Origin of the sequence: Bacillus sp. KH172YL63 (assembly GCF_011398925.1) — a bacterium.
Classification (GTDB): Bacteria; Bacillota; Bacilli; order Bacillales; family Bacillaceae_B; genus Rossellomorea.
Genome location: NZ_AP022842.1, coordinates 528,746 through 551,699, shown reverse-complemented (window position 1 = coordinate 551,699; position 22,954 = coordinate 528,746). Strand labels below are relative to the sequence as shown.

The 22,954-nt window shown below is 46.3% G+C and carries 18 protein-coding genes; 6 read left to right on the top strand and 12 right to left on the bottom strand.

The genetic code is table 11. The features are described 5' to 3' along the window. Window positions 1-293 precede the first annotated feature (293 nt). From KH172YL63_RS02735 to KH172YL63_RS02725, 3 genes are all read right to left on the bottom strand, one after another. Window positions 294-1,013 carry a YebC/PmpR family DNA-binding transcriptional regulator gene (locus KH172YL63_RS02735; RefSeq protein ID WP_173104670.1) on the bottom strand — a complete coding sequence of 240 codons (720 nt, stop codon included), beginning with the start codon at window positions 1,011-1,013 and terminating at the stop codon, window positions 294-296. A gap of 176 nt (window positions 1,014-1,189) precedes the next feature. After that, the gene (gntK, locus tag KH172YL63_RS02730) at window positions 1,190-2,701 is read right to left on the bottom strand and encodes a gluconokinase (RefSeq protein WP_173108032.1); all 1,512 of its coding nucleotides are present in this window, start codon (window positions 2,699-2,701) and stop codon (window positions 1,190-1,192) included. A gap of 90 nt (window positions 2,702-2,791) precedes the next feature. Next, the gene (locus tag KH172YL63_RS02725; protein ID WP_173104669.1) at window positions 2,792-4,135 is read right to left on the bottom strand and encodes a GntP family permease; all 1,344 of its coding nucleotides are present in this window, start codon (window positions 4,133-4,135) and stop codon (window positions 2,792-2,794) included. Window positions 4,136-4,420: 285 nt separating this feature from the next. Between KH172YL63_RS02725 and KH172YL63_RS02720 the strand changes: the two genes are divergently transcribed. After that, window positions 4,421-5,275, top strand: coding sequence for a MurR/RpiR family transcriptional regulator (locus KH172YL63_RS02720; RefSeq protein WP_173104668.1), 855 nt, complete (start codon window positions 4,421-4,423; stop codon window positions 5,273-5,275). 353 nt (window positions 5,276-5,628) lie between these two features. Here KH172YL63_RS02720 and KH172YL63_RS02715 read toward each other — a convergent pair whose 3' ends face one another. The 3 genes from KH172YL63_RS02715 to KH172YL63_RS02705 all read right to left on the bottom strand — a co-directional run bounded on the left by KH172YL63_RS02715 (window position 5,629) and on the right by KH172YL63_RS02705 (window position 9,929). Next, the gene (locus KH172YL63_RS02715) at window positions 5,629-7,002 is read right to left on the bottom strand and encodes an aspartate aminotransferase family protein (protein WP_173104667.1); all 1,374 of its coding nucleotides are present in this window, start codon (window positions 7,000-7,002) and stop codon (window positions 5,629-5,631) included. 49 nt (window positions 7,003-7,051) lie between these two features. Further along, the gene (locus KH172YL63_RS02710) at window positions 7,052-8,434 is read right to left on the bottom strand and encodes a YjiH family protein (protein ID WP_173104666.1); all 1,383 of its coding nucleotides are present in this window, start codon (window positions 8,432-8,434) and stop codon (window positions 7,052-7,054) included. Window positions 8,435-8,549: 115 nt separating this feature from the next. Next, on the bottom strand, window positions 8,550-9,929 hold the full coding sequence (locus tag KH172YL63_RS02705; protein WP_173104665.1) for a sigma-54 interaction domain-containing protein: 1,380 nt from the start codon (window positions 9,927-9,929) through the stop codon (window positions 8,550-8,552). Window positions 9,930-10,166: 237 nt separating this feature from the next. Between KH172YL63_RS02705 and kynU the strand changes: the two genes are divergently transcribed. Further along, a complete protein-coding gene (gene kynU / locus KH172YL63_RS02700) occupies window positions 10,167-11,450 on the top strand; it encodes a kynureninase (protein WP_173104664.1) in 1,284 nt (427 codons plus the stop codon). A 24-nt stretch (window positions 11,451-11,474) separates the two neighbouring features. Beyond that, complete coding sequence (kynB, locus tag KH172YL63_RS02695) at window positions 11,475-12,098, top strand: arylformamidase (RefSeq protein ID WP_173104663.1); 624 nt, start codon at window positions 11,475-11,477, stop codon at window positions 12,096-12,098. Window positions 12,099-12,158: 60 nt separating this feature from the next. Here kynB and KH172YL63_RS02690 read toward each other — a convergent pair whose 3' ends face one another. Beyond that, window positions 12,159-12,476, bottom strand: a complete 318-nt coding sequence (locus tag KH172YL63_RS02690; RefSeq protein WP_173104662.1) for a MazG nucleotide pyrophosphohydrolase domain-containing protein — start codon at window positions 12,474-12,476, stop codon at window positions 12,159-12,161. A 521-nt stretch (window positions 12,477-12,997) separates the two neighbouring features. On the opposite strand from KH172YL63_RS02690, the gene KH172YL63_RS02685 reads away from it, so the two are divergent. Then, window positions 12,998-13,144: a hypothetical protein gene (locus tag KH172YL63_RS02685; protein ID WP_173104661.1), complete on the top strand. Its 147-nt coding sequence runs from the start codon at window positions 12,998-13,000 to the stop codon at window positions 13,142-13,144. Window positions 13,145-13,189: 45 nt separating this feature from the next. Here the strand turns inward: KH172YL63_RS02685 and KH172YL63_RS02680 are convergent, their stop codons facing one another. Further along, the gene (locus tag KH172YL63_RS02680) at window positions 13,190-15,442 is read right to left on the bottom strand and encodes a UvrD-helicase domain-containing protein (RefSeq protein WP_173104660.1); all 2,253 of its coding nucleotides are present in this window, start codon (window positions 15,440-15,442) and stop codon (window positions 13,190-13,192) included. Window positions 15,443-15,687: 245 nt separating this feature from the next. On the opposite strand from KH172YL63_RS02680, the gene KH172YL63_RS02675 reads away from it, so the two are divergent. Then, a complete protein-coding gene (locus tag KH172YL63_RS02675) occupies window positions 15,688-15,924 on the top strand; it encodes a hypothetical protein (RefSeq protein ID WP_173104659.1) in 237 nt (78 codons plus the stop codon). 661 nt (window positions 15,925-16,585) lie between these two features. Here the strand turns inward: KH172YL63_RS02675 and KH172YL63_RS02670 are convergent. Next, on the bottom strand, window positions 16,586-17,131 hold the full coding sequence (locus KH172YL63_RS02670) for a GNAT family N-acetyltransferase (RefSeq protein WP_173104658.1): 546 nt from the start codon (window positions 17,129-17,131) through the stop codon (window positions 16,586-16,588). A gap of 157 nt (window positions 17,132-17,288) precedes the next feature. Between KH172YL63_RS02670 and KH172YL63_RS02665 the strand changes: the two genes are divergently transcribed. Continuing rightward, window positions 17,289-18,896 carry an amidohydrolase gene (locus KH172YL63_RS02665; RefSeq protein WP_173104657.1) on the top strand — a complete coding sequence of 536 codons (1,608 nt, stop codon included), beginning with the start codon at window positions 17,289-17,291 and terminating at the stop codon, window positions 18,894-18,896. 166 nt (window positions 18,897-19,062) lie between these two features. Here KH172YL63_RS02665 and KH172YL63_RS02660 read toward each other — a convergent pair whose 3' ends face one another. The 3 genes from KH172YL63_RS02660 to KH172YL63_RS02650 form a co-directional block, all read right to left on the bottom strand. Then, the gene (locus KH172YL63_RS02660; protein ID WP_173104656.1) at window positions 19,063-20,190 is read right to left on the bottom strand and encodes a DEAD/DEAH box helicase; all 1,128 of its coding nucleotides are present in this window, start codon (window positions 20,188-20,190) and stop codon (window positions 19,063-19,065) included. 15 nt (window positions 20,191-20,205) lie between these two features. Beyond that, window positions 20,206-21,528: an ATP-binding protein gene (locus KH172YL63_RS02655; protein ID WP_173104655.1), complete on the bottom strand. Its 1,323-nt coding sequence runs from the start codon at window positions 21,526-21,528 to the stop codon at window positions 20,206-20,208. 63 nt (window positions 21,529-21,591) lie between these two features. Beyond that, the gene (locus tag KH172YL63_RS02650; protein ID WP_232066104.1) at window positions 21,592-22,866 is read right to left on the bottom strand and encodes a cation:proton antiporter; all 1,275 of its coding nucleotides are present in this window, start codon (window positions 22,864-22,866) and stop codon (window positions 21,592-21,594) included. Window positions 22,867-22,954: the final 88 nt, after the last annotated feature.

The window sequence follows — 22,954 nt, the reverse complement described above, 5'->3', positions numbered from 1 at the left end:
AATGCGACATAATCGGCGTTGTGATGGGTGGTGGTTGATAGGAGAGAATGAGTTGCTTTTGAAGTTTTTTGAAGGAAGGGAATGATGCATGGAGAGCGTTCGGTTGAGGAGGAAGTATACTCAGAAGGGTTATGCGTCGGATCCTGAATTTATGCGTCACTTTCAAGATTTATGCGTCAGAATCCAATTTTTTGCGTCACTTTCAAAATTTATGCGTCTCTTAATATATTTCCTCATCTACCAAAAACAAAATCCCCCATGCACACAGCACAGGGGATTTCCAACTCTCTCTATTATTCACCTAAATCGACATTATGATAAACCTGCTGAACATCTTCCAGGTCTTCAATCGCATCAATCATTTTTTCGAATTGGGCTTGGTCGTCTTCTGAAAGCTCGACATCATTCTGGGCAAGCATCGTAAGCTCAGCCACTGTGAATTCAGTGACACCGGCAGCTTTGAATGCTTCCTGAACAGCATGGAATTGATCCGGCTCTGCGTAGATGATGACCGCATCGTCTTCTTCGATGATGTCACGGGCGTCGACGTCCGCTTCCATCAGGATTTCCATCGCTTCTTCTTCATTCTTTCCTTCGATACCGATGACCGCCGTTGCGTCGAACATGTAAGCAACCGATCCGCTCACACCCATGTTTCCGCCGTTCTTACCGAATGCGGCACGGACTTCTGAAGCTGTCCGGTTTACGTTGTTCGTCAGGGCATCGACAATGACCATTGAGCCATTCGGTCCGAAGCCTTCATAACGGAGTTCATCGAAGTTTTCCTCTGAACCGCCCTTCGCCTTTTCAATGGCACGGTCCACGATATGTTTCGGTACGCTATATGTTTTCGCACGCTCAAGAACGAATTTAAGCGTTTGATTCAATTCAGGATCCGGCTCGCCTTGCTTCGCTGCCACATAGATCTCACGGCCGAACTTTGCATAGATCCGGCTCGTATTGGCGTCTTTAGACGCTTTCTTTTCCTTGATATTGTTCCACTTACGTCCCATTTCGTTTCACTCTCTTTCTCATTTATCTATATTCTGGTTCGGATAATAATAATGATTTTCAATTCTATTATACATGAAAAATAGATTTTTTGCCGAAGTGATTCCTTTCAGGTGAGCGCCGTTCACGATCCGGCATACCTTCTGCCCGCTTCTGAAAAAAAGCCGACTCAACTGAGTCAGCTTCCTTCCTGATAAGCACTGATCGCTTCGTATTCTTCCTCTAATAAACGGGGCACACGGATGAAGATCGGCATCAGTTTCGTATATGCCTGCGTCGCTTTCGGATCAGGCTGGTGAGAGTGGACCGAACCGACCATGCTGCTCACTTCCTCGAGGGAATCGATCATTCCGCTTCCGTACATCCCAAGCACAACTGCACCTAGGCAGGAGCTTTCGAAACTTTCCGGGATTTCCACCTCTTGATCAAATATATCTGCAAGCATCTGGCGCCATAGCTCTGATCGTGCAAATCCGCCTGTCGCCTGTACCCGTTTCGGTTCGCCAATCAATTCTTCAAGGGCAAGGAGCACACTGTACAGATTCATAACGATCCCTTCAAGCACCGCACGGATCATATGCTCTTTCTTGTGGTGCATCCCAAGGCCGAAGAAAGACCCCCGGGCTTTTGCATTCCAAAGAGGCGCCCGTTCCCCTGCCATATATGGATGGAAAAGGAGTCCTTCTGAACCCGGCTCTACCTTAGACGCAATGTCGGTGAGCACTTCATACGGATCCTTGCCCAACCGCTTCGCCACTTCCACTTCTCCGGATGCAAGTTCGTCCCGCACCCATCTGAAAATCATGCCGCCATTGTTGACCGGTCCCCCGATCACCCAATGCTTATCGGTTAAGGCATAGCAGAAAATCCGGCCTTTCGGATCGGTCACTGGACGGTCCGTGACTGCCCTGATTGCTCCGCTCGTACCGATCGTCACTGCGACCACGCCAGGCTCGATGGCATTCACGCCAAGATTCGAAAGGACGCCGTCGCTTGCTCCGACCACAAACGGCGTGTCTGCAGGTAATCCGAGTAATTCGGTGTATTCCGCTTTCAGCCCGGTCAGGCTTTCAGTCGTCGAAACAGGAATCGAGAGCTGATCCTTCGTGACGCCTGCAACGCCCAATGCTTCCTCATCCCAGGCTAGATTTTCAAGGTGAAACATCCCTGTTGCCGATGCGATCGAATAATCCACAACATATTTACCGAACAGGCGATGGAAAACGAATTCCTTGATTGAGATGAACTTGGCTGCTTTATTGAATAATTCCGGTTTTTCATCCTTCAGCCAGGCGAGCTTCACCAGTGGTGACATAGGATGGATCGGCGTTCCCGTCCTCCGGTAGATCGCCATCCCGTTCATGTCCTTCTTGATTTTCTCTGCCCAGTCCGCGCTCCGGTTATCTGCCCAGGTAATCGAAGGGGTAAGCGGCTGATCATTCCCGTCCACGAGGATCAAGCTGTGCATCGCCGAGCTGAATGATACAAATGAAATCTTTTCATCCGTATTCGCTGTCACCTCTTTGATGCATTTCATCACAGCTTGGAAGATTTCTTCCGGATCCTGCTCTGCGGTTCCAGGCGCCGGTGTATGTAATGGGTATTCCACCCCGTGACGATCGAGGGCCTCTCCTTCTTTATTAAAGAGAACTGCTTTCGTGCTGGTCGTTCCGATATCGACACCAATCATGAATTCTGACATATCTCGTTCCTCCTAAGAAATAGAGAAAAGGAAGAAGCGACACGGCTCTTCCCTCTTCTACTATCATTTTAACCTATTTTAGCCAATGAACATCCCTAAAATGAACACAACGGTAAATCCTACGAAACCGATCAGTGTTTCCATCACTGTCCATGACTTCAGCGTATCTTTCACATCTAATCCGAAGTAGCGGTTCACCAACCAGAAACCACTGTCGTTCACATGGGAGAAGACGGTTGCACCTGATGCAATCGCGATCACCATCAAGCCAAGCACCGGTCCTTCCATTCCGAGGGTCGCAATCAGCGGACTCATTAGGCCTGCTGCCGTAACCATTGATACAGTCGCTGAACCTTGCGCCACACGCACAACCATTGCAATCAGGAATGCAAGTGCGATCGGCGGCAGGCTTGAACCTGCCATCATTTCACCAAGCACCGCACCAACGCCAGAGTCGATCAATACTTGCTTGAATACGCCACCGGCCCCAGTTACAAGGATGATGATTCCTGCCGGTTCAAGTGCTTTTGTCGCAATATCCTGAACATCCTGGCGTGAGTATCCACGCTTTGTCCCTAAGAAGATGAATGTCAGCAGAGTCGCTATCGTTAACGCTACGAATGGATGACCAAGGAAGGTCAGAATCGAGCGAACCGTATTTCCTTCATCCAGCACAACGCCGGAAAGCGTGTTCAATAGAATCAATACTAATGGAATCGAGATAAGAGATGCAATCAATCCGAAGCTTGGAAGCTCTTTATCGTATTCCATTTCTTCTGCCTTCATATATTCAGGTACGACGGCATGAATGCGTTTTGAAATCCATTTTGCAAAAAGCGGACCTGCGATGATCATGGATGGAACCCCTGCAATCGCACCAAACAGGATAACCCAGCCAAGGTCTGCACCGATCAAGTCAGCAACCGCAATCGGTCCCGGTGTCGGCGGGATGAAACTGTGTGTAACAGCAAGACCTGCAAGCAACGGAATTCCATAGTATAATAGTGACTTTCCAGTTTTACGGGCTAAACCATATACAATCGGTACTAATATGATGAATCCTACATCGAAGAATACCGGAATGGCAACAAGGAAACCAGTGATACCAAGTGACCATTGTGCTTTATCTTCACCGAACTTGTTAATAAGCGTCTGGGCAAGCCGTTCTGCCCCGCCTGATACTTCAAGCATGCGGCCGAACATGGCACCTAAACCGACAACCACTGCGACAAATCCGAGGGTGCCACCCATTCCGCTTTGAATCGATGTCACGACTTCCTGAAGCGGCATCCCAGCTGCAATCCCTACGATCAAGCTGACAAGCAACAGGGCAACAAAAGCGTGCAGCTTTGTTTTAATTACTAAAAATAATAATAGAAAAATTCCGGCCAGTGCCACTAAAATGAGCATTTGATCTGACATATTAATCCCTACCTTTCTTTTCTCCCGACAGCTTGGCTGCCTATTTTCGACCCGGTTCAATCTACCGGATAAAGCGTTTGCAATTCTTCCTGTGTAACTCCCAATCACACATCCAGCCTCTGTTTGAAAATTTTTTCCCGGCTTTAAATCTGAGAGGAAATTATTTTCTACCTAACTCTATTATAAAAAAATTTTTTCTTTTTGCAACCGTTTACAGAAATTATTTTTATTTTTCTATCATTCTTGTATAATGAAAGTATGAAAACACTTACAGGAGAGATGTCTATGAAACCAGAACATCAGCACTGCCTGGCAAGTATCCGGGCCCACTATTCCCATTTCAGTGTGACCGAGAAAAAAATTGCCGACTATATACTCGAAAACCCGAATGACATCATCCACTCGACAATCAACGGCGTTGCGGAAGATTTAGGAGTGGCTGATTCCACTGTATTCCGCTTCTGCAAACGGATCGGCTTCAAAGGCTACCAGGCGATGAAGATCGCCCTTGCCTCTGAAATCGTTACCGGTCTGAAGGATATCCACGAGCGCATCGATGAAGGGGACACCGCTCAGACCATCGCCACCAAGGTATTCCGGTCCAATATTAAAACGATAGAAGATACGCTGATGGTCATCGATGAAAGAAATCTCATGAAGGCCGTCGACGTCATGCTCAACGCCCGCTCGATCGAATTCTTCGGCAGCGGGGGTTCCGGCGTCATCGCCCTTGACGCCTACCATAAATTCATCCGGACCGGTCTCCGTGTCCACGCTGCAAGCGACAGTCACATCCAGCTGATGACCGCATCCCAGATGACAGGCGAAGATTGCGCCGTCTTCATCTCCCATTCCGGGTCGACCAAAGACATCCTGCAGGTCATGGACATCGTCAAAGAAAGCGGCGCTAAGACGATCGGCATCACCAATTTCGCCAAATCGCCATTAAGTAAAAGGGTCGACATCCCCCTTTTCACCGTCTCGGAAGAAACCGACTACCGCTCGGAAGCCCTTTCTTCACGGATCGCACAATTAACGCTGATTGATGCCCTCTATGTGAATCTCATGATGAGACGGGAAGGCGAAGGTCAGGAAGCATTGAGAAAGATGCGGAAAGCGATATCGGTGAAGAGGTTGTAAGGTTGATAGATTGATACTTCGACCATGATAAAAAGACCCTGCTCCGGATCCTGAGCAGGGTTGTGTTTTATGTGGCTGATTATTGGTTAAAAAGGGCAATTATTAACGATTTTCTTTGAAAAATCATGATGAAGGTCGGGTTTCATCTATAAAACCGGCTCAATCTATTGTTTATCAGGGAGCCAATACCCCCTACCTCTTCATTTATGAGCCGGTTTTCCCTTTTTATGAGCCCCTTTTTGATTTTATAAGCCGGTTTCAGGATTTATGAGCGTGATTCCTGATATATGAGCGGCTTTTCGAAAATATGAGCATTTTGTCGAAAAATCGTTATTTCAACAACCCATAAACCTTTAACTTGAAGAAGCCTGCCTCCCACAGTCAGTCTTCCCGGCAGGTAGAGCCTTATCCAAATGGTTCATCCTTCCACTCTCGTATTCACTTAATGCTTCATCCAACATCTCAATCCCTGCTTCAATCTGTTCCTTTGATACAGTAAGAGGGGGAATCATCCTGATCACTTCACTATGATTTCCACAAAGATAGAATAAAACACCTTTTTCCAACGCCCGGTCGAGAATGTCCATTAGTCCTTCATGGTTCGGTTCTCCGGTTTCGGGATGGATGATTTCAATTCCAATCATCAGCCCCACAGCCCGGATGCTTCCGATAACCGGGTGTTTTTCCTTTAACAATTCAAGTTTGGAAACGGCATATGCGCCCATTGATTTGGTGTTATCAAGGAGACCCTCCTCTTTCATAACCTCCAATGTAGCGAGCCCGACTGAGCATGCAATCGGATTCCCTCCGAATGTGGTGCCGTGGCTTCCGAGGGGCCACTGCTTCATCAGGGCGTTGGATGCTACAGTCGCACTCAGCGGAAGACCGGAGGCTATGCCTTTTGCTATCGCCATAATATCAGGCGTGACATCAAAAGTCTGAGCCGCAAACCATTCCCCAGTGCGCCCGAAACCTGTCTGCACTTCATCGAAGATTAATAGGATGTCATGACGGTCACAAATCTCCCTTACTTTCTTAAGCCACGCTTTAGGAGGGACAATATAGCCCCCCTCCCCAAGAACCGGCTCGAGAATGACACACGCCACTTCCTCAGGTGTCACCTGATGATTGAACAGCGTTTCAAAATCTCTCTCAAGCTTCTCCACTACATACCGGACAGCGTCCTCACCTTCAGGGCACGCCCTTTCATCCGCATACGGAATCTGATAGGCAAGGCCCGATGGCTGCATGAACTTACGATACTTGCTCTTCGATGTCGTGACACTCAACGCACCGAGAGAACGGCCGTGAAAACATCCGGTAAAGGAGACCACATAAGGACGCTTCTTCACATATTTGGCAAGCTTGATTGCGCCCTCAATCGCTTCTGTTCCGCTGTTGGCAAAAAAGAAACTGTCTAAATCACCGGGAAGGATATCTGCCAATTCATCAGCAAGTCTTAGAATCGATTCATACATGATAACGCCCGACGGTCCGTGCATCAGCCCATCTGCTGCATCTTTGATTGCCTGGACGATTTTAGGGTGGCGGTGCCCTACATTCGTGACAGCGATACCTGAGGTGAAATCCAGATATCTCCTTCCGTCCACTCCATAGTAATAGCATCCTTCTTCCTTCACCACCGGCAAATTGGGATGATCCTTTGCCATACTCGGTGCCAGTCTCTCAGGCATTCGCTGGATAAGCTGTTCAAATGTGCGTTTCATTCCCATAACCCCCATGTATTGATTCTGTATAGTCAAGTTGGACAAACAATCACATAAACAAATGAGCGAGCAACGCTACGATCGGCAGCGTAATGATTGTTCTCTGTATAAAAATGATGAAGAGATCCAAGAAACTGATCGGTATCTTAGACTTGATTAAAAGAATCCCGATTTCAGACATATAGATTAATTGAGTCAACGACATCGCAGCAATCACGAATCTGGTCAACTCACTCTCTATCCCGCTTCCCACCACGGCAGGCAGGAACATATCTGCAAAGCCGACAATCATTGCAGGTGCTGCATCGGCAGCCTGCGGAATTTGAAGGAGCTCAAGGAGTGGGACAATCGGGTAGGCCAGCACGTCAAATACAGGCGTATATTCTGCTACGACCAATGCGATCGTACCAAGGGCCATGACCAGTGGAATCAGTCCAAACCAGATATCCAATACATTCTGCAAGCCCTTTTTCGTCACTTCTCCGATACTCTTCACTTCCGACGCTTTCTCCACTGCCTTTTCGAATCCCCATTGCAGGCGTGATACGTTGTCCGGTACATTTTCAGAAATCTGCATGCCTACCGGTTCATAATACGTGTCTTTCTTTCGGGAAAGTGGCGGTATGCGCGGACAAATCACGGCAGCGGCAATCCCTGCGATGACGACCGTTCCATACAGTTGTACAAACATGGATTCCAATCCGATAAAGCTTACAATGACAAGACTGAAAGCAATCGACGCGACAGAAAAATTCGTGGCAATCACGGCTGCTTCCCGTTTCGTATAATAGCCTTCTTCGAATTGTTTCGTCGTAATCAGAACGCCAACGGTCCCACTCCCCATCCAGGAAGCAAGGGCGTCAATGGAAGATCGGCCCGGCAGCTGGAAAAGGGGCTTCATCATTTTCTGAAGCAATGTCCCGAAGAAATCCATTAATCCGAAATCCAATAATAGAGGCATCAATAAACCTGCAAATAAGAACCATGTCGTTAAGACAGGAACCAGTGAATACAACACCGTTCCCCCTGTGAATTCAGAAGTGATCCACTCAGGACCGATTCCATTCACAGTCATGACAGCGAAAACAGAGCCAATGACGCGGATCGCAATCCAAAAATACCCTACATCGAAAAGTCCCTTTAAAAATGCCTGCTTTATGATCCACTGAGGTTTAAATATTTTTGTATAAATGGCCATGAGGGCAGATAACCCAAAAACAGCAGTCATGAATAACGGTAATACACCTTCAAGCATCCCTTGGAAATAAGAAGCAAAGATCCCGACACCAATGGTCATGTTCCCTTCATACGTAACCGGTACGAGGAACAGCAATACCCCAAACAAGGAAGGGATGATAAATTTCATCGCTTCACGTACCGTCCTGCCTGACTCGGTTTGCAGCCTGCTAACATTTTGTTTTCCCACTTCCATCCTTCAAACACCCCTTTGAAATATATTCCACCCCTATTGAACGCTCCGTACCGCGACCTCCTTAGTTCATTTTTTCAACTTTTCACCTTTATACCTGCAAGTTCCATGCCAGTATTTATTTGATGTTGTATTTTTTCATCTTCCTGACAACAGATGGCTGACTGATTCCCAGTCTCAAAGCCATTTGAGTAGTTGTCCCATGAGACTCCCTGGCTTTCCTCAACACTTCGGCTTCGACTCCTTCCAAAATATCCTTTAAGGAGCCCCCGCTTTGTTCGTAACTTGTCAGATCACTGTGATCTTTCACATAGCGGCGGGGCAGATTCTCCATCTCAATCAACTGTTTGGAAGAAGTGACAATCAATCGCTCGATTACATTCATCAGCTCTCTCACATTCCCTCTCCATTCCTGCACTAATAAACGATGCAGGACCCCTTCATCCAACTTTCTTTCCCGGTCGTATTTTTCAGAGAAATGTTTGAGAAAGTACTCGATCATCGTCATGATATCAGCCGGCCGTTCCCTTAAAGGAGGAATGATGATCGGTACAACATTCAATCGAAAGAAGAGGTCTTCCCTGAATGATCTTTCCGCCACTGCTTCCTCTAAATCTTTGTTTGTCGCAGCCAACACGCGGAAATCCACCTTCCTTACTTTTGTCCCGCCGACCCGGTAAAAGCACTTCTCCTGTATGAATTTTAAAATTTTCACCTGGTTCGGAAGGGACAATTCACCGATTTCGTCCAGAAAGAGCGTCCCCCCTTCAGCAAGTTCCGCGAGTCCTATCTTCCCTTTTCGATCCGCTCCTGTGAAAGCGCCCGGTTCATACCCGAAAAACTCTGCCTCGAACAAAGACTCGGGTATCGCACCGCAATTGACCTCAATGAACGGCCCCTTTTTCCTATGACTCTTATTATGTATAAATTTCGCAATATGCGATTTTCCGACACCCGATTCCCCCAACAGCAGGACATTCACGTCCACTTCCGCCACCTGCAGGGCGACCTGGAGCACCTTCTTCATTTCACCACTTGTGGCGATGATCCCTTCTGAGTAATAATGACGGCTCCTGAGAAGGTCCAGCTCACTTTTCACCCTTTCCATCTCGTCTTCCATATCCATCAAGTATTTTTTCAGATTCAGTAATTCGGTTACATCGTGAGAATAGCTGACGACTCTTACTAAATCACCCTGTTCATTCAATACCGGGATACCTGTGACAAGCAGCTTTTTCCCTGATTTACTCGTTTGAACAAGTGTAATTTTCTTTTTTTCCTTTAATACGATGGGAGTCAGCAGCGGGGTGAATACGCCTTGCTTCTCAAGCTCGTATACTGATTTCCCTACCATGTCTTCCGAGTTGACATTATATATATCACCTGTTGCATCACTGACTTTCAAAATGATTCCATCTGTATTCGTGACTAAAATATCATCTTGCAGAGAATGTAGGATCGCTTCATTTTCATTCCAGGTTTTTTTATGTTCAGACATCTAGTGTCACTCCTTAGTTATTCACTTATGAATAATTTTCTTGGGTTTTATCATATCCATTCAGTTATACCAGACTATTCTGAGTTTTTATACATTTTTAAATAATTTATTCAAAAACAAATATTCCTCCTCGTCGGTCAACCTTGTGAATTTGCCATAGCAAGAGCCAGACCATTATTTTACTATTCACAGAATTTAGATTATGATTTTGATAGAACTGTAAAAGGTGGGATTGGGATGACACATAGTGGGAAATTAACGTGGGAACACGCACAGGAGTTGGACCAAAAGGATAGATTGGCTCATTTCCGCGATGAATTTTACATAAAAGACGGGCATTATTATATGGATGGAAATTCGCTCGGGCTTCTGTCGAAACGGGCGGAGGCTTCTTTATTGACCTCCTTGAATGATTGGAAGGAGCACGGAATCGACGGCTGGATGGACGGGCAGGAGCCGTGGTTTTATTTCTCCGAGAAGCTTGGGGAAATGACTGCGCCATTGGTCGGCGCACGGAAGGAAGAAGTGATCGTGACAGGTTCGATTACAACGAATCTGCACCAGTTGCTTGCAACCTTTTATCAACCGAAGGGCAATCGGACGAAGATCCTGGCTGATGAGCTGACTTTCCCTTCGGATATATATGCGATCCAAAGTCAGCTGGAGCTGAAAGGATACTCTCCCGATGAACATTTGATCCAGGTGAAAAGCAGGGACGGCTATACGTTGGAGGAAGAGGATATTATCTCTTGCATGACAGATGATATCGCACTGATACTATTGCCGTCGGTTCTTTACAGGAGCGGGCAGCTTCTTGACATGAAGCGGTTGACGGGAGAAGCCCATAAACGGGGCATCGTGATTGGATTTGATCTTGCCCACTCGATCGGAGCGCTTCCCCATCAACTGCACGATGACGGTGTCGATTTCGCCGTTTGGTGCAATTATAAATATTTGAACAGCGGGCCAGGCGGAGTCGGCGGTCTCTTCGTTCACCAAAAGCATGCCGGCACGAAGCCAGGGCTCTCAGGCTGGTTCAGTTCCCGGAAGGATAAGCAGTTTGATATGGATCACACATTGACCCATGAAGAATCAGCCGGCGCATTCCAGATTGGGACCCCTCATATCCTTAGCAGCGCACCGCTGCTCGGATCCCTAGAGTTGTTTAAAGAAGCGGGCATTGAGCGTTTAAGACAAAAATCCCTTTCACTTACAAAATTCATGATCGATTTGATCCACCAGGAGCTTTCCGGACACGGATTCTCGATCTGCAATCCGCTTCAAGATGAAAAAAGGGGCGGCCATATCAGCCTGAAGCATGACGAAGCGGCAAGAATATGTAAAGCTCTGAAGGAGAACAGCGTCACGCCTGATTTCCGTTCACCGAACGTGATCCGCCTTGCACCTGTCGCCCTTTATTCATCGTACAAAGATGTATGGGAAACGGTTCAGATTCTGAAGAGCATCATGGAAAATGAAGAATACAAGCAATTTGAAAACACGCGGAATGTTGTTGCCTGACATGAACGGAAAGGATGAATTCATTTGAAGATCATAGACATATCAAGACCACTGCACAACGACACCCCTGTATGGCCCGGAGATACACCTTTCTCCTTTTCATTGAATTGGACGAAAGAAGAAACCGGATCGGTGAATGTCGGACAAGTCACGATGAGTTCTCATACAGGGACCCATGTGGATGCCCCCTTCCATTTTGATCAAGATGGAAACCGGATACTCGATCTGCCTTTGGAACGCTTCATGGGACAGGCTGTCGTCGTATCGGTAGAAGGCGCTGAGGAAATCACGCCTGAACAGCTGAAGGATATCGACTTTTCAGGCGTTACGAAAATTTTATTCAAGACGAATGCATGGAAAAATCCCGATCAATTCCCAGAAGAGATCCCCCCTGTTTCAGAAGAACTCGGTCCTTTTCTGAAACAAAATGGCATTGACCTGATCGGGGTCGACCTTCCTTCTGTCGACCAGCTGGACAGTAAGGAATTGAACGCACATCATTCCCTCCATGCAAACGGGATCGGGATACTGGAAGGAATCGTCCTGACAGACGTCAACCCGGGCCGGTACGAATTGGTCGCACTTCCCCTGCCGCTTCAGGACGGGGACGGGTCTCCGGTGCGGGCGGTGTTGGTGGAGCGTGGGTAGGTTCAATGAATGTAAAAAACCAGGTCCGAATTTGGATCTGGTTTTTTTAAAACATTAAGCCTAGTCTAATAAAAACTCTTCTAAATTTGGAGATTGTTTATATTTAATCGCGGCTAGTTTATCCTTATGTATGATCGCCTCTGTTAAATCAATACCATTTATGCTGGCAATGGCTACGGCATAGTGGATAACATCAACTAGTTCATTTGCTAAAGAAGTATTCGATTTATGCTCTTTTCTCCCTTCTAATTGATTCAGTACTTCTGCGACCTCCCCAATTTCCTCTGCTAGTTTCATAAACAATGCAGAGGAAGTGCGACCTTCTTTGTATTTGAGTGCTAAATAGCTCTGTAAATCACGGAATGTTAGTTGCTTCATAAATACCCCTCTATTAATAAATAATTTCATATTAACTGTCTTACTCAAACAGGTGATTTTAGTACTTTTTCTATAAAACCTTGGACATTACCTGTCAAAATCTAAAATCAGCCATCATATTTTTCTTAAAGGCTCTTTTCGCAAAGATTGTTGCTATTATTAGAATGGGAACGTCTTCGGTAATTTGAGACTGCGGAATAAATAAATTTCCATAGCAATGAATCAAGGGCAATATACAGAATTACGTTTATCACTACTATACAGTAGATGAATAAGCAGTTATTCAGTGGATTTGGGTTTTTACCTTCGATGGTTGATTCTCGCTGCAATCAAAATCAAGCACACCTCGCTTTTTTAAAACCACAATGTTTACGAAAACAGCCTTCTTAAAAGAAGCCTTCCTGTACACAATTTCTCCCCAACCCAGCATATCTCCCCTCCCCCACCTCATACACTAACCATATAAAGGTTTAAAATGCTGAAAAATGGACGATAGCTGTGACAATAAAGGAGGGATTTTCATGGGCGTGACGATTACGATCGGTTTGATTGTGATGCTTGGGATGATTATGGGTATTCTGATTTATTTCTTAAGACAAGCATTGGATTCGGATGATTCGAAAAAGATTGATACTTATGACCGTGACCACGATCATTTTTCACAGTGACGGCAAAAAACCCGGTGTCCTTGTATTCAGGACGCCGGGGTTTATTTATTCCATGATTTCTTTTTCGCCGAGCTTCATCGGGCTTGAACAAAGTGGGCACTCTTTAGATTCGGTATCCTCATGGGTTTCCGGTCTCTGCCATGCAATGCACGTAGAGTGTGTACAGACCCAGGCAAGGATTCGGGTGACTTTGCCGGTTCTTGTCTTTTTCGCCGGGGCAGGGCTGTCAGTGTGCGGAACCTCTTTGAACAAGTCGGCAATGAAGCGTGAGCATTTCCGCTGTTCTCCCTGATAATAGGCAGGGGAAGAGATGAAGAGCTTCTCTTTTGCACGGGTGATGGCCACATATGCAAGACGCCGTTCTTCCTCCAGCGCGCCCTTTGCCTTTTCCTTTACGTTCGGGTCCTTATACACTTTATCCTCAAGCTTGTTGGCATTTAGAGCGGAACTGTGTGGCAGGTTCCCTTCAATCGCCCCGATCAGGAATACAACCGGGAATTCCAGCCCCTTCGAACGGTGAATCGTCATGAGGGACACGCTGTCCGTATTTTTCGATTGATGCTGATTCGAATAGATTTCTTCATACTTCGCTTTCATTTCATCAATGAACGTGATGAAGCTTGAAATCGTATCAAAACGTTTGGCCGAGCCTTCAAGTTCGTCCAGCATTTCTTTGATGAGCTCCTTCTGCTCCGTCACGACATGTGATTCCTGGGCATCGATGTATTGATGATAAAATTCTTTCCGGATCCGTTTAATCGCCGTTTCCGGAGACTGGTCGGCAATCGACTTAAGGAACTTCATCCGCTCCTTGATGTTCTTCACCTGGAACGGCTTCAAGCCGGACAGTGTCGTCAGGTGGATGAGCGGATACTTCTTTCTTTCTTTGCTTTCTTCCTGCATGATATGGGCGATCCCCCGGTCCCTTCTGATGAAAAGGGTCGGCAGCAGCGATTCCATCGCAGAAAAATTCCTCGGTACAATCGATAACCTCAAGTAATCGACGACAGGCTTCACGGTCCAGTTCTCATAAAAGAGGGAATCCTTTTGGTTATATGGCGTGAAAGGGATTTCCTTCAGCAGGAGCTGCTCAAAAACGGCCCGGCCGCTGCTCATCGTCCGGTGAAGGATCGTCATGTCCCGGTACGTATACCCTTCTTCTATTAATCGTTGGATTTCTTCGGTGATCCAAATCGCTTCTTCGTCTGCCGTGGCCGGTCTTGAGTACAGGGGCTTCTGGCCATCAGGTTTTGTTGCGATCAGTTCTTTCTTCCGTCTGTGGTCATTCCGGCCGATCACTTCATTCCCCAATCCGATGATGTACGCATCGGACCTGTAATTCTCTTTCAGCGCCACGACTTTGGCATCCGGGAATTCCTCATCAAAATCCAGGATGAACTCGTTCCGTGCGCCGTTGAAGGTATAGATCGTCTGATCATCATCGCCGACGACGAACAGATTCCGGTGGGCCGCAATCATTTTCATGAGTTCATATTGTACGAGATTCGTATCCTGAAACTCATCCACCATCACATACTGGAAACGGTGTTGAAGTGAAGTCAACAGGTTCGGATTCCCCAATAACAACTGGTGGGCCTCTGTCAAAATATCATCAAAATCCATCTTATGATTCATCCGTTTCCACTCTTCATATTTCAGAAGGATGCTGCGGATTTCTTTTTCCGATTTAGATTTCTCAGGAAGCTCCGAAATATCTTTCTGATTCAGCTTATAGTGAGACAGCTTTGCAAGAAGCGTTTCTGCATCATAAGGATCATATATATTCATTTCCCTTTGAATCTGCTTCAGGATGATTTGTTTGTACCGTTCGTTCCCCATCACTTCCTGCGTGTAATGGCGGGACCTTAACAAATAGAGAAACAAGGCATGAAAAGTGCTGGCATGAACCGCTCCCCCAGCTTCCGTCCCTGGCAGCTTTGCGATTCTCTGCTTCATTTCTTCCGCTGCTTTTTTAGTGAATGTGACCAGCAGAATGTTTCTTGGCTGAATCTTCTTCACCGCCATCAGGTAGCCTGCACGGCAGACCAGAACCGTCGTCTTCCCAGTCCCCGCCCCTGCAAGGGTAAGGCATGGTCCGTCCACGTGGCGTACCGCTTCGATTTGGGAAGCATTGAGGTGGATGCCTGCTTCCTCCATCGTCCGAAAGAAAAAAGCATCCTCTTCTTCGGAGGATACCAATTCCTTCGTGGTCTCTCCTTTATGGAGCGCGGCGACCGGTATTTCCTTTTTTTCCGCATCATATGGGTAGATGGAATAGTTGGTCAGTACTTTATTCAAAGCTCATTCTCCTAGCTTACGATTCGATTCATAACCTTCTCATCATAACAAGAGCCCTCGGATCATGGCAATGACAATCTATGAGCGACCGGATGAACTAAAAGCATACTAAACAGTTGTTTAATACCGCCAACCCTTGTAAAATAAGGACTTTGAATCGTTAAACAAACGTTTGTTTAAATTGTATGGGCTGCCGGATGATTAACACCCGTACAAAAAAGGAATAGAGTATCAGGTGATGAATGATGAAATTGACAAAATGGGGCTTTACCCGCTTCAACAGTATAAAAGCAGAGTTCGACCACTTCCCCCACTCCCTGGTCATCCTGAGGAAAATCAGAAACTATTATTTCGTCAATAAAGTCCACTGGTCCGAACTTGATCCAATCGTTGAAACACACGACCTCGAAGAAATGGAACTGCTCGTCAACCGGGAGCTGGATCTGGAGCAATACTATATTAATAGGAGAATGAGTGAATAGCAGGTTCTTCACAAGAAGCGTTTACACTGCTTCAAGGGCGTGAACGTTCAATCCACGCCCCATGAAAAAAGACAGCAGGAAATGACTGCTTTTCAAAAAAACTATAAAAAAACAGAAAAAATGAGATAAACTGAGAAAACAGATCATTTCGCAGTAAAAACCCGCCAAAATCACATTATATTGATTATTCTGAACATTTGCATTAATTTTATAATTTGTTAATATGTAATTAATAAATCATTAACAAACAACACACCAACAGGAAGGCGTGATTCCAATGAAGTGAGTTAGCAAAGCATATCAACATCACATTCAGCTTGTGAGATCGGCCCGTGAAAACTGATTTCAGAATGTGTGGATATGTGGGAATGCGCAATCTTATTTCGGGAGAGGATTCCAATGAAGAATGTAAGCGAAGCATGCTAACATCATGGTACGCAAGAGGATAGCCGGTGAAAACTATCTTCGTAACATGTGGGCGTGTGGGGAACTCAGCGGAAAGTGAAAATAAACTAAATCATACATGCAATACCATTAATGAAAATTGAATGTTGAGTATGTGTATTAGTAAGAAAGGATAGGAACGTTAATTGAATAAGGTTTACTTAAGTTAAGGCGCTGTTTATGTGGTATAGGCATAAGCAGCGTCTTAAATTTGTTCTTACCATTCTTCCCTCAACAACGAGCATACCGCAGCATCACAAAATACGCCTTTTTCATACGCTGATTTCCGCAATACGCCTTCATATGTAAAACCGGCTCGTTCAAGACTTTTCTTCGACGCCAGGTTTCTCGGATCATAGTAAGCCTTGATCCTGTTCAGTTCCATTTCCCCGAACCCATAGTTCAGTACGGATCGAAGGGCCTCGGTGATTATTCCTTGTCTCCAGTAATCAGGATGTATTTCAAATCCCACTTCTGCTTTGAAATGTTCTTTCTCCCATTGATGAAAGCCGCAGCTTCCGATGATTTCACCCGTTTCTTTCAGCGCGATGCCCCATCTGATCCCTTCATTCATCCGGAAGCGCTCGTTCCATTTTTGGATGAGTGCCATCGCCTCGCCTTCCTCTTGGAACGTATCCAGGTCGTAATATCGGGTAACAGCGTCTCTTGAGAAATAATCAAATACCCGGGGAGCATCCCCTGCCGTCATCTCCCTTAACACACATCTTTCGGTTTCAAGCAGCGGAAAGGTTCTTGTGAGCATATCCATTCTCCTTTTCTACATCTTCTCCTTATTAATTCCACATCGGGGTCTGAAAGCCCTCTAGAGGAAGAAACTTTTCACAACCAGCCCGACATTGTCTTATTCCCTTATTCTGGTTACAATCGAGATACTAGCATACGAAGGTTGGGTGAAACAGATGAAGGCACAAAAAATCATTGTAGGTTCCACAATTTTCACCGGGAACACGCCCTTACCGGCGGATGGGTTCATTGCTGTAAGGGATGACATCATCATCGGGACAGGCCCCCGCTCTGAGATGGAAAGCTTTATCGGAGCGTCCACGGAAACATGGGATGTCGGCGACCGCCTTGTGATGGCGGGATTTCATGATTTTCATCTCCATTTATTTTTAGGGGCGATGTTCGAAGGGTTCTGTCAGCTGACTTCCGGCCATACGGAAGACGCTACCGCCAAAATGGTCGCAGATTATGCTTCCCGGCATCCGGATGAAGAATGGGTGCTTGGTTTCGGATGGCATCATGTCCGCTGGCCGAATGAAACCCTCCCCACCCGCCATTCGTTAGACCGGTATATCCCCCATCGTCCCGTCGTGCTCTTGAATGAAGAAGCGCACAGCGCGTGGCTGAATACAGCAGCCCTTGAGAAACTGGGGATTCACCGGGATACGCCCGAACCCCTTTTTGGAAAAATCGAAAAAGATGAATCCGGGGAGCCGACTGGTTTTCTATACGAAACGGCGGTCAAATATGTGATTAAAGCTTTCGCCTTTCAGGATAAAGTGAAGAACAGATTGATGGACGGGATGCTATCCAAACTGTCATCCTATGGGATCACCTCTGTTTCAGACATGCTTCCCCTCCCTGGATATACGCTCGGGGACCCGGCTTTCTACAGAAGCTTTGAGGAAAAAGGGAAACTGACCACAAGGATTCATTTCCTTGATGTGTTGAATGGTGACCTTGAACGGGGTGTCCGCTTCAGGAAAAACTACCATTCAGACAAGCTTCAATTCTCCGGGCTGAAGCAGTTCCTCGACGGGGTCCCCCTCACGTATACCGGGTATCTGCTGAAGCCCTATGCAGACCGTCCATCAGAAAGGGGCGGCACCATTTATGAGCCGCTCGTGTACCGGCAATGGATAGAAGCTGCCGACCGGGAAGGGTTCCGGGTCCGGCTTCATGCATGTGGGGACGGAGCGGTCCGGTTGGCCCTCGATTTATATGAGCATGCCCGGTCGGTAAATGGAATCAGGGATTCCCGCCATACGATCGAGCATATTGAAGTCTGTGATCCCGCTGACTTTGACCGTTTCTCGGAACTGGGGGTCATCGCATCGATCCAGCCTGAGCATCTGACGTCAGGGTCGATGGAAACCCATGCCTATTTGGACCGGCTCGGTCAAGACAGGGCAAGATATACATGGCCGATCGGCACCCTGCAAGAATGCCGGGCACATGTCGCTTTCGGTACTGACTTCCCGATTGTCGACATCAACCCGATGCTCGGCATATACAGGGCGGTCTCCCGCCGGCACGAAGACGGCACGCCCCGGGAAGGCTGGAATCCTGATGAAAAAATCCAGCTCAGTGATGCCCTGATTCACTACACGAAATCCCCTGCCTTCGGGAATTTCAGGGAGCATGATCTGGGTACACTCGAGGCCGGAAAGAAAGCCGACCTCGTCGTCCTTGACCGGAATCTTTTCACCATCGGGGCTGAAGAAATTCTCGACACAAAGGTCTGGCTGACCATGATGGACGGGGAAGTGGTGTTTGGCCGTTAGGCGTCTGGATGAACCAAAGAGGCTGGTACAAAAAGTTTTCTCCAATAAAAAATCCGAACGAGTGATTGAATGACTCGTTCGGATTTTTCAGCGCTAGCGCTTCATGTTTTAGCAGGTACAAGCTGTTGATTGGATATAAACAGCGGTTAGAAATGTATTGATGTCGTTATTTCGGATCTTGAAGCCCGCCACCCCGGATGTGTTTTTCCTGGAATGGGAGGTTGAGTTCTTTGCTGAGTTTTTCAAGGAAGCTCAGCTCACGTTTGGATACGAGGCAGATGACGGTTCCTTCTGCTCCCATCCGTCCTGTTCTTCCTGAACGGTGGATATATTGTTTCGTATCGCTCGGGAAGTCGTAATGGATGACATGGGTGACATCAGAAATGTCCAGTCCACGTGCAGCCACGTCTGTTGTCAGAAGCAATGACACCTTTCCTGAACGGAAGCGATCCAATGATTGCTTTCGCTCGATCTTATTCGATTCTCCTGCCAAAACTTCAAGCTCTACGCCTTTATATTTAAGCTTTTCTTCAATCTCAGACAGCTTTTCCAACTGGTTGAAGAATACGAGTGCCTTGATTCCTTTGAAGTATGAAATGCTGCGAAGGGCTTCCATTTTGTCCCGGAGTTCACTGTACACAAAGACATGGTCCACTTTCGGGTTATCCAGGTTCGCTTCCATTTTAACCGTTTCATGGTTCTGGAGGAGGTTTTCCGCCACACTCTCGGTTTCATCTGATAAAGTCGCAGAGAAAAAGAGTACCTGACGTTCCTTCAAGGTTGATTTAATGATATCCTTCACTTCCCTGATATGTTCCGGAGCAATCATTAAGTCGAACTCATCCACGATGATTGTCTTCACTTCATGCATCTTCAGCTTTTTTAATTTCATCAGTTCGATGAGGCGTCCGGTTGTACCGACGACGATATGAGGCTTTTTCTTTAACTTTTCAACCTGCTTCTTGATATTGGCACCGCCGATGAAGGCTGCGCTCGTCACGTCGGTCCCCTTCGCCCATTTTTGGATTTCCTGATGGATCTGCATCACAAGTTCACGTGACGGTGCAATGATGACCGCTTGTGCCTGCTTCCTTGACGGATCGATCGATTGAATGATCGGCAGTAAGTACGCCAGGGTTTTACCTGTACCCGTCGGCGACTCGCATACGACATCTTTTCCTTCCATGATCATCGGCACCACTTTTTCCTGTACGGGTGTTAATGTAGCAAATCCTGATTCTTCCCAGTTCTTCTGCAGCGCCGGGTGATGGATGATAGTTGAAATTGAGTTCATTCTTTTCTTCCCTTCTTAATCGGACACATCAGCGGAAACTTCCTTCTCCTCTATCGGCAGGTGAATTTCGACTGCTGTCCCTTTTTCTTTTTCGCTTTGAAAATGGATATGTCCATTATGTCGTTCAATGATTTTTTTGCATACGGCAAGTCCAAGGCCAGTCCCTTTTTCCTTTGTGGAATAAAACGGCTCACCCAGATGTTCCAATCGTTCCGGCTCCATTCCGATCCCATTATCCCGCACGATGACGTGAGCATCCGCCCCTTCATCCAAGAGGGTGATCGTCACACGGCCGTCCTTGCCTTTAGGGATGGATTCCACAGCATTTTTGATGATGTTAATAAACACCTGCTTAAGCTGATTGACTTCCCCTAATATCACTAACGGCCTTTCGGAAAGATTTTCGTAAGCGATCGACACATTATCAAGATGTGCCTGGGCTTCCATCAACACAAGGACCTGCCTAAGAATCTCGTCCAGCCTTTCATGACTGAAGAACGTTTCCTGCTGTTTTCCAAGTATGAGCATCTCACCTGAGATCAAATCGATCCGATCCACTTCAGAAAGCATGATATCCAAATGATCATGATTAATGGAGTTGGTCGTTTGCATCAGCTGAATGAATCCTTTGAGAGAAGTGAGCGGATTCCGGATTTCATGGGCGACTGCAGCTGCAAGCTGACCAATGACTGAAAGCTTCTCAGATGCCACCACCATCTCTTCATTTTCACGGTTCAGTGTGATGTCCCGTGCAATCGCGAACATCCCTGTCACTTTATCATCAATGATGATCGGCACAAGAGAACAGCGAAGCAGCTTCTTATTCTTTTCACCAAGATGTATCGTCGTTTCGAATGTCGCCGGGATACCATTGATGGACCCAAGAAAATAGTTGGTGACCCGCTTCATTTCATTTTCATTCAAAAAATTGCTGAACTTCACTTCTTTCAACTGTTCATGGGTCGATTCAAGCATCCCTTCAGCCTCTGAGTTCACAGACCTCACTTTTCCATCGAGGCTCAGTTCCATGACGGCATCGGGGTTTTGTTCAAACAGTGAATGATAATGCTGATTCCTGATTTGAAGCTGGCGTTCCTTGTTCTTCAATTTCTGATTGGAAAGGATGAGTTCATGGGTTCTCCTGTACACGAGTAAAAAAATGAAGATACCTGTCACAAGGATGAACAGCCAGCCTTTATACCGTTGATAGTAAATATACATACTTAAATTTTCATGCGCCACGACGATGGAAAAATAGTCGGAAAGCACAATCCATAAAACGCCAAATAACACATAGGTGATGGAAACTTTCAAGGCAATTTCTTTTGCTTTTTTCATCTGGACTCTTCACCTAAATTCAATTAGTCTTTCCCCTATGTTTTCACAGTACTTACCAATTTATCAAAAATCTTTCCCCTTCTCCTCACCTTTTAGAAACAAAGTGGATAGGGGGTAGATTCCAACGCTTTGTATGACGAGTGACAACAGGATAACCCCAAATGTTAGGGAGTGAAGAAGAAATGGACCTTGTTTATCGAGTCCCAATAATAAAGCAACTGACATGGTTCCTTTAATGCCCGACCACGTCAAGATGAAAACTTCTTTCCATCCATATGTTTTTCTCCACGTTCTTTTCATTTTCACAACACCAATAATAATAACATAGCGAACGAATAAGGAGAGAACAAATAGCAAGAGAATCCAACCGGTTAATGAAAATGATAAATATCGCGTCGTCTGGATCCCGATCAATAAAAACAGAAGGGTAAGGATTGTAGGCTCAATCACGGTCCAAAATCCATCCAGGTCCTTCCTGAAATGATTCTCTTTCTTCGTTTTACCGTATTCATAGGAAAGCATGATGCCTGCCGAGACGGTCGCAAGTACCCCGGAGACCCCAAGTTCTTCTCCAATATAAAAGGTGCCGTAAGCGAGGATGATGCTCAGCATGATTTGATACCTGGAATCTGAAGTGAAATGGATCGCTTTGCTTGCTAGCCACCCGAGGAGGACGCCCGCTGCGATTCCCCCAAGAGAAACGAGGAGGAATTCACCGAGAAAGGAAGAGACAGAAAATCGCTCCCCTCCAAAGTAAATGCCCGCCACGACCGTAAACAGCACGATGCTCGTTCCGTCATTGATCATGGATTCCCCTTCCACCACATCCGCAATATCCTGTCGATTCGATGACTCTTTCAGTATCGACACAACAGACACCGGATCGGTTGGTGTCAGGATGGTCGAGATCAATAAAGCTTCAGTAAACGAAATCGGAAGCCAAGGGTGCAGTCCGTAATAAAAAAGCAGGCTCATCAGCAGCGTCGTCAAAATAATTCCGATGGTACTGAGAAATGTGATGATCCCGGCATGCTTCTTCAAAGCCTTTGTAGGGAACTGATATGCAGAAATGAATAACAACGCAGGCAGGAACCACTCAAAAATCGTCTCTTTCGTCAGCGTAATCCCGGAAAAAGCAGGCGCAAATGAAAGCCCGATCCCAATGAGTAGGAGTATGACTGGAACAGGGAAACTCTTTTTCTTCTTATCAATGGTAAAAACGCTATATCCGATCACCAGTAAAAACAACAGATGGACAGGTTCGATTCTCCACACCTCCATACGTTCATAATCGTCTTTATGTATGTATTCCTCTCTCAATATTTTACTAAACTTCACACCCAACCTTCTTCCTATTTTTTCAAATTCACGTTTATTTTTCATCTGAAAGGAAAAAGAAGAAGCAATGATCTTGAAAGCAGGTGAC